This is a genomic window from Pseudomonas sp. HMSC063H08 (assembly GCF_001813645.1).
Classification (GTDB): Bacteria; Pseudomonadota; Gammaproteobacteria; order Pseudomonadales; family Pseudomonadaceae; genus Pseudomonas; species Pseudomonas aeruginosa.
Window position 1 is genome coordinate 1 of the sequence record NZ_KV813524.1, and the last position, 2,947, is coordinate 2,947.

1 protein-coding gene is annotated in these 2,947 nt (G+C 58.4%); it reads left to right on the forward strand.

What is annotated here, in order from left to right; translation table 11 throughout:
* Positions 1-2,591 (forward strand): DUF637 domain-containing protein (locus tag HMPREF2924_RS22115; protein ID WP_177344964.1); only part of this gene is annotated, 2,591 nt, incomplete at its 5' end.
* Between the last annotated feature and the right edge of the window lie 356 nt (positions 2,592-2,947).

The following is a 2,947-nucleotide window of genomic DNA, read 5'->3' on the forward strand; positions in this document are numbered from 1 at the left end:
CCGCCGGGCGCGACGTGACCCTGGCGGCGGCGAACGAGGAGCATGCCTACAGCAAGACCAGGAAGGTCACCTACCAGGAAGACAAGGTCGCCCAGCAAGGTACCCGCGTGGACGCCGGCGGCGACCTGGCGATCAATGCCGGACAGGACCTGCGCCTGATCGCGAGCCAGGCCAGCGCCGGCGACGAGGCCTACCTGGTGGCCGGCGACAAGCTGGAACTGCTGGCCGCCAACGACAGCAACTACTACCTGTACGACAAGAAGAAGAAAGGCGACTTCGGCCGCAAGGAAACCCGGCGCGACGAAGTCACCGACGTCAAGGCGGTGGGCAGCCAGATCAGCAGCGGCGGCGACCTCACCCTGCTCAGCGGCGGCGACCAGACCTACCAGGGCGCGAAGCTGGAATCGGGCAACGACCTGGCCATCGTCAGCGGCGGCGCGGTGACCTTCGAGGCGGTGAAGGACCTGCACCAGGAAAGCCACGAGAAGAGCAAGGGCGACCTGGCGTGGCAGTCGTCGAAGGGCAAGGGCCAGACTGACGAAACCGTGCGCCAGACCCAGATCGTGGCCCAGGGGAATCTGGCGATCAAGGCCGTGGAAGGGCTGAAGATCGACCTCAAGCACATCGACCAGAAGACCGTGAGCCAGACCATCGACGCGATGGTGCAGGCGGATCCGCAACTGGCGTGGCTGAAAGAGGCCGAGCAGCGCGGGGATGTGGACTGGCGCATGGTGCAGGAGGTGCACGATAGCTGGAAGTACAGCAACTCGGGCATGGGGCCGGCGACGCAGATCGCTGTCGCCATCGCGGCGGCAGCCATCGGTGGCATGGCGGCAGCGGGAGCGCTCAGTGGTGCAGGAGTGGGTGCCAGTAGCTTCGCCATGGGCGCAGGAGTTGGTGCGGCAGGAAGCCTGTCGGGCACGGCAGCGGTCAGCCTGATCAACAACAAGGGCGATCTCGGGAAGGTGTTGAAAGACAGCTTCAGTAGCGACAGTCTGAAGCAGATTGCTATTGCGAGCCTGACCGGGGGGCTGACGGCTGAGTACTTCGACGGGATTCTTCAGACCAAGACTGATCCGCTTACTGGAAAGGTCACGGTAGACCTCAGCAGCCTATCTGGTGTTGGTCGCTTCGCTGCCAATCAGGCGATGCAGAACGCTACATCCACTGTACTGAGCCAGGCCTTGGGCCAGGGCGGGAGCCTGAACGAGGCGCTGAAGAGCGCGCTCTACAACAGTTTCGCGGCGGCAGGTTTCAACTTCGTCGGCGATATCGGCCAGGAATACAGCCTGAAGCCAGGCGATCCTTCGATGGTGACCATGCACGCCCTGATGGGTGGCCTGGCGGCGCAGGTCAGCGGTGGCGATTTCGCCACGGGCGCCGCGGCGGCTGGCGCCAATGAAGCGCTGGTGGCCAAGCTAGACCAGGCCTTCAAGAGCTTGAGCCCTGAGAACCGTGAAGCCATGGTCACTATGGGGTCGCAATTGGTTGGTGTTGTGGCTGCGGCGGTACGCGATCCTGATGCGACAGGCAAAGCTCTGGAAAGCGCTGCTTGGGTAGCGAAGAACTCGACGCAATACAACTTCCTCAACCATCAGGATGTGGCCGATCTGGATAATGCCTTGCAGAAATGCAAGTCCCAGGGAAATTGCCGTCAGGTAGAGGAAGAGTTCAAGGCGCGTAGCGACGAGAACCGGCGGAGGTTGAATGGCTGCGTGGCTGTGGGTAATTGCGCGGAGATTCGTGCGGAGATCGATGCGGGGTCTACGGCTCTCAACGAGCTGGTGGCCCGGCAGGAAACAGCTAATCCGGCAGGAAGTGACAGCGATATAGCCTACGGTTTCCTGATGGGCCGAAATGTTGTCGACTGGACGACGGCTGGTCAGTTGCACCTGGAGCAGACCGCCAACCTCTGGTGGAACGGCAATCCACAGTGGCAGAAGGAAGTCGGTGCATACCTGGACCAGACGGGGTTCAATCCGTTCGGAATCGGCGTTCCGGCAATGGGCGGTGCCGCTGGCAAGGTAACGGCCAAGGCGCTCATGAATGCGCTGAAGGCGGGAGAGTTGCCCAAAGGAGAGGTGGCCCCAGGAAAGGCTAATCTGCCTACCATTGGGGCGTTGGCGGATGCTGAGGCGGGAATGCCTTATACCCATCCAGTTAAGCTCGCCGCAAAAGCGACTGGGACAGCAGGGAAGATTAAGATTGAAGCCGGCGCAATACCTGACGCAAATGAAGTACGTGCAGGACAAGGGTTATCTGGTCTTGGGTACGATGTTACGCACCAAACCACTGCGTCAGCTAAAGGTATTCAAGGGCAGCGAACTGCGGACTTGCATGTTGATGGACTCGGTTCCATTGATGTGTATACGCCGAAGAATCTTGATCCGACAAAGATAGTTCGAGCGATAGAGAAGAAGTTGAATCAAGCCGGCGGAGTCTTGGTGCAGGCGGACTTGCCAAGCACTGACATGTCGTCCATTGCTGCTCGTATGTGGGGGAAGACTAACGCGCAGAGTATAAAAACTATATTTTTCCAGAAACCAGACGGATCATTGGTCCGATTTGATCGACCTGCTGGAGGAGGCTGATTATGCCGAAGTACACGTGTACCTGTGGCTACGTTATGAACCTTTCGCAAGGATGGTCAGACTATGAGTTGACTCTAATTCCTGAGTCAGCAATAGAGAGCTTGGGGGATAGGCTAGATAGCGAGGATAAGCTGTCTTCTGACCAGTTATATGAAGCTCTTGATGAAAAGGCCATTACGGTGTACCGATGCCCGAAGTGTAGAAGGTTGCACTTGGAGGAAGAGCCAAATAGATTCACCACTTATATAGTTGAGTAAGCTTTGCTGCGAGAGCCTGAGTGCTTCGGAGCAAGAAGGACTGAAAGCTATTCAGAACCTTCATAAAGGGACAGATTTATTTTCTCTACTCTAATTTTC